The 5,274-nt window shown below is 62.8% G+C and carries 3 protein-coding genes and 1 pseudogene; all 4 read left to right on the top strand.

Annotated elements, in window-relative coordinates:
- The first annotated feature begins 1,787 nt into the window (after nt 1-1,787).
- Nucleotides 1,788-2,282 carry a hypothetical protein gene (locus GFY24_RS38660; protein WP_153810092.1) on the top strand — a complete coding sequence of 165 codons (495 nt, stop codon included), beginning with the start codon at nt 1,788-1,790 and terminating at the stop codon, nt 2,280-2,282.
- A gap of 193 nt (nt 2,283-2,475) precedes the next feature.
- On the top strand, nt 2,476-3,162 hold the full coding sequence (locus tag GFY24_RS38655) for a class I SAM-dependent methyltransferase (protein ID WP_153810091.1): 687 nt from the start codon (nt 2,476-2,478) through the stop codon (nt 3,160-3,162).
- 315 nt (nt 3,163-3,477) lie between these two features.
- Nucleotides 3,478-4,539, top strand: coding sequence for an IS110 family transposase (locus GFY24_RS38650; RefSeq protein ID WP_153810090.1), 1,062 nt, complete (start codon nt 3,478-3,480; stop codon nt 4,537-4,539).
- A gap of 132 nt (nt 4,540-4,671) precedes the next feature.
- A pseudogene (locus GFY24_RS38645) lies at nt 4,672-5,103 on the top strand (protein kinase); the annotation flags it as partial.
- Between the last annotated feature and the right edge of the window lie 171 nt (nt 5,104-5,274).

Raw genomic sequence — 5,274 nt, 5'->3', positions numbered from 1 at the left:
CTAAACCCCTCACTCAGACTCGGAGACAACAGAACACAGCGGAGCAACCCCCGCTAGACCAGAAATTATCTGTATACGCGTTTCGCCTATGTCGAATCAGCACCCATTACCCGCGCCGGGACATGCCGATCGGAAACATATGACTCGCCTGTCGGAAATCAAGAATCCGACTCGGATGCCACGTTGTAGTGCCATGTATTTCGAAATTTGAAAGATCGGATATTTTGAACATCTGACGCAGCAATTCGCGCTCGCTTACAAACAGCTATCTCACGGCACGCACCGGACAGGTAGGCACCACAGCCCCTCGGCCCACCCGGCATACAGCGTTTCGGCCCACGAAAACGCGATGCTGCAATGCGTTCACTCACCACGAAATATCAGTAGCAATCAGGCACACGAAATGTGTTGCCGTTCAGGGAGATTCGTCAGCGCGATGTCCAACATCAGGTGGCGGCGAGCCTAACATGGCAAGATCCAGATCGGGAAATAGACGCATGGCTCTGCGGCCTGAAGCCGACAACTCGGGCGCCTTTCCCGCGACGGCCGGCACACCTAAGGCTCGCCATGCGGGGATGCCCCTCCGATCGTCCACGCATGGTGCCGAAGCGGACGGTGGAATGCGGTTGCTGCGCCACGGCAGGCACCGTCTTGACAACAGATCCTGCCTGCCGGACTCACGCATCCACGTTCCTTCTCATGCCGATTGCAGCAGAACTCGCATTCCACGCAGAACGCCGTACTCACCGACCGCTCCATACAGACTGCAACCACTTCCGATTCCGGTGAACACACGGAGAAGAAGAACACACTCACCCTGCGCATGTCCAATTCCATCCGGAGTGCAATAGCGAGAAACCTCGAAACAGGGCGAAATAGTCCGACTTGTAACGAATTTCCTCCGGGCACTTGTCGGCGTGTCTCACACGATCGCCCCATTCGGCGTTACCGAGATACATTGCGCCTACTAAAATTGCACAAGGAGTGCAATGCGGGCGGCTGGTCCTGGGTCTCGACCGCGGCCATCCACCGTTCGAGATCGCGACCGCGCCGCTGGCCCATGATGTCGGCGAAAACGCGGACGTGCCCGGCCAGGTCTGCCAGTTCCGGACTGACTACCAGGATCGCCTGGAGGTCGCTCGGTGTCCGGCAGCGAAGGTGCCGGGGTTGGTCGTGATCCAGCTGACGACTTTGTGGACGGTCGGTGGTTTGGGCGGCGCAACCGGGACGTGCGTGAGGGGCGCGGAAGGACTGGTGAGGTCGCGTATTCAACCGTCGCCAGTTGCGGAACCCCCGGTCACCAGCACGACCAGTAACAAGCCCAGAGTGTCCATGCGGCGCTGTCGGCGTCCGATCAGCACGAACCACAGACCGCCGACGGCGAACAGGGCCAGGGGAACCAGCTGGGTCAGTGTGTACTGCAGACGTTGGCCGTCGAAGCCGGTCGGCAGGAGTCGTCGGGGTGGCCTTCGGTGCCGAACCAGCCCAGTCCGGCTCCGGGCCACAGCAGCCCTCGAGTCGAAATACTGATTGATAAATCAGCAATATCCTTGTCAACCCGCTGGCAAGTATGCTCCACTTTATCTCAACTGACTGACTAATCAGCTAGATTTAGTCGAGGTGGCTTCGAGCATTCCCGTCGATGAGCGTCTGCAGGTATTCCGTGATCCCCGGTCGGTGGCGGTAGTCGGCCAGCCGGAAGTCACCGCCGCTGGCGCGCCGCGCCGGGCCGAGTATTCGGCTAGTCGATGGTGAGCGGCGCAACGCGGCAGGGCCGGGTTGTGCCGGTGTCATCGCAACCTCTCGGGAACGACGCGCCGGGTGTGGCGGATTTGCTGGCGCCGGAGAAGTTGCTGGCCGCGATCGTCGGTCACCTCGACCACGACTCGCCGTTGGTCAGCGGGGCGCGGGAGCTCGGTGATCTGCATGCCGCACTGCTGCCGGGCTACCTGGACGCACCGCGACGCTCAACCGATCTCGATGAGGTCACCGTGCGCCGGCAGATCGCGGGAGTCGTCGAGCTGATCAATTCGTGGGCGGTGTTTCATTTGCCGCGCCCGACCGGTGCGCGCAAGCACACCCATTCTCTCGGGGAAGTGATCAGCCACGTCGCGAAGACCTTCGCCGAAGTCTGGTGGACCGTTCGGCGTGCCGATGATGAGCAGTTGCGCCACGAAGCGTGGTTCTATCTCGGCCAAGTCCGCGAAGGCTACGCCGATCTTCTGGCTGATATTCGCGCCTGCCGCGTGGAGTTGCCGCTGGGAATCGGCCTCGCGCCATAACCATCAGGACAGCAGCGACACTGCCGGCATGTCCCGAGCCTGACCCGCAGAAAGTTCGCCGTCGACCGCAATAGGTTCGCCTCGGCGACCGCCCCGCTCTGGCGTCGTGTCTGTCACCTCGGTGCGCAACGCTGCGGCAACCGGGTGCAGAAAGTAGCCCAGCGGTTCATCCTCGAGGCCTAGCATGTTAACTATGACAACGCCTTCTTCGGACGAGGTGTTCGAATCCGCCTATCGCGGCGAGGCCGTCGAGCTCGGGCTGGGTAACCGGCCGCCGTGGAGTATCGGTGAACCGCAGCCCGAGATCGCCGTGCTCATCGAAGCGGGCGCGTTCCATGGCGACATCCTCGACGCAGGCTGCGGTGAGGCTGCGCTGTCGTTCTACCTCGCCGAACGGGGCTTCACGACCGTTGGCCTGGACCAATCGCCGACCGCGATCAAGCTCGCTCGCGACGAGGTCGCCAAGCGCGGCCTGACCAACGCCAGCTTCGAGGTCGCCGATATCACCGCGTTCACCGGCTACGACGGCCGTTTCGGCACCATCGTCGACAGCACCCTGTTCCACTCGATGCCGGTGGAACTGCGTCAGGGCTACCAGGAGTCGATCGTGCGCGCCGCGGCACCCGGCGCGTCCTACTTCGTGCTGGTGTTCGACAGGACCACCGTGCCCCTGGGCCCGATCAACCCCGTCACTGCCGAAGAGTTGCGCAACGTGGTGGGCAAGTACTGGGCAATCGACGAGATCCGGCCGGCCCGCATCCACGCCAACATCCCCGAGAATTTCGCGGGCTTCCAGGACTTCGCCGGCACCGATATTCGGGACGAGAGCAACGGCCGCAAGTCGGTACCGGCCTGGCTGCTGTCAGCGCACTTGGCCTGAAGCTCGATCTTGCGCTAATTGCCGCGTACTCGGGGTTCCGGACTGGCAGAGGCGCGTATTCAACTGTCGACTTATCTATACGCAGCGGTTCGTGATCAGGGTTAGCTACCCGTAACGTCCCGCAGGAGACTGGGCGGGGTGACTCGTCAACTGTCTGTCGCCGGTCTGGCTGACTTGCTCGCGATATGTCCGCCGCCTGGTCTCCGTTCACGGTCTGACTCGACAGAGGTATGACGACAACACGCTGCGATTAGTTCTGGAAGTCGACCTGTCGGCCGTGGATACCCCACCCGACGAGGCGAGGAACCGCACCTGATGATGCTGATCGGCGTCGATCCGCACAAGTCCACCCACACCGCCACAGCCTTGGATCCAGCGACGAATTCCGATCGGGGATCGATCCGCATCGACGCCAGCCATGTCGGCTACCGCAAGCTGCTGGACTGGGCACGCCAATGGCCCGAACACACCTGGGCCGTGGAAAACGCAGAAGGCCTCGGTCACCACTTGGCGCAATGGCTGGTCTCCGCCGGAGAGACCGTAGTGGACGTAGCGCCTGCCGCGACGGCGCGGGTGCGGCAACTGTCTCGTGGTGGCCGACGTAAGAACGACCGCATCGATGCCGCGGCGGCGGCCAGCGTCGCGGCGATGCAGGGCGACGCGCGGCCTGTCCACCCAGAAACGCACGCCGATTCCCTCGCTCTGCTAGACGAGCGGCGGAAGACCCTGTCCGAAAGCAGGACTCGATCAGTCAACCAATTGCACGCGCTGCTGCGCGAGCTGCTTCCCGGCGGGGTGCCCACGGACCTGACCGCCACCAAGGCCTCAGCCGTTCTTCGCGGTCTGCGAGCGGTCAGCGGTACCGACCGAGTCCGGAAGTCGTTGGCCAAGGACTTGATTGCCAATGTCAAACGGTATGACCTGCAACTGGCCGAGAATGCTGCCGCAATGAGCGATCTGCTCGATGAACACGGCACCACACTGCGCGAAGTACCCGGCGTCGGACCGGTTCTCGCTGCCCGCATCATCGGCCGCACCGGACGAGTCGGCAGATTCCCTACCGCAGCTGCCTTCGCGAACTACACCGGCACCGCGCCGGTCGAGATCGCCAGTGCCGATTCGACCCGTCACCGTCTGTCCCGGTATGGAGATCGCGAGCTCAATTCTGCGTTGCACACCGTCGCGATGATCCAAATCCGGATGCGAGGAACGGCCGGCCGCGCCTACTACGACAAGAAGATCGCTGAGGGGAAGACCCCGAAGGAGGCCAAGCGCTGTCTCAAGCGGCGCTTGGCCGATCTGTGCTGGCGAACGATGGCTCGAGACGAACGACGAACCGGACCAACGGAATTCAACCGTGACGCCAGCGCTGCTTGACAGATACAGAGGTATCGCGAGTTGTCGGCGGTTTCCAACTGTCGGATCCGGGACCGGATCGGTGGTGCAGCGGGACTGCGGCAAGTATCGTTGCCGCGCTGGCGTATTGGTTGACTTCACGGGGCGGCGCGGATGCGATTGGGTCGAGGATCTGTATTCGCTGGGTACACGATCGAACGTGTCCTCGGGGTGGGCGGAATGGGCGTGGTATACCTTGCGCGCCATCCCCGCTTGGAACGGTCGGTGGCTTTGAAGCTGATCGACGGCGCGCTTGCCGACGAGGCGCGGGTACGCGCCCGGTTCGAGCGGGAGAGCGCTCTGGCTGCGAGTCTCGACCATCCAAACATCGCACACGTGTATGACCGCAGCGGCAAGGACGCGGAATCCCTTTGGATTTCAATGAAATACATCGCTGGCGGGGATGTCGCCGACCTTCTTGTGCGTTCTGGTGGCCGCTTACCTGTCGATCATGCTGTGAGGCTGATCGACGATGCCGCGCGTGCTCTGGATCATGCCCACCGCCATGGGGTAGTGCACCGCGACGTCAAACCGGCGAACATCCTGGTCGATCGGGCCGACGATGGGCTCGAACGGGCAGTGCTGACCGGGCGAGTTCACCTTCGGACACGCCAAGCAGCTGGAATCGGTGCTGCGCGCGCACCTGCTCGCGTTGAGTTCGCGCGTGGATCTGTTGCCGGGCCTGGCGACGCGCGTGTTCGTCGATATCGACTCGCT

It is taken from the genome of Nocardia sp. SYP-A9097 (genome assembly GCF_009649815.1).
Classification (GTDB): Bacteria; Actinomycetota; Actinomycetes; order Mycobacteriales; family Mycobacteriaceae; genus Nocardia.
Note: the sequence above shows the minus strand (reverse complement) of the source record. Positions and strands in the feature narration are given on the sequence as shown.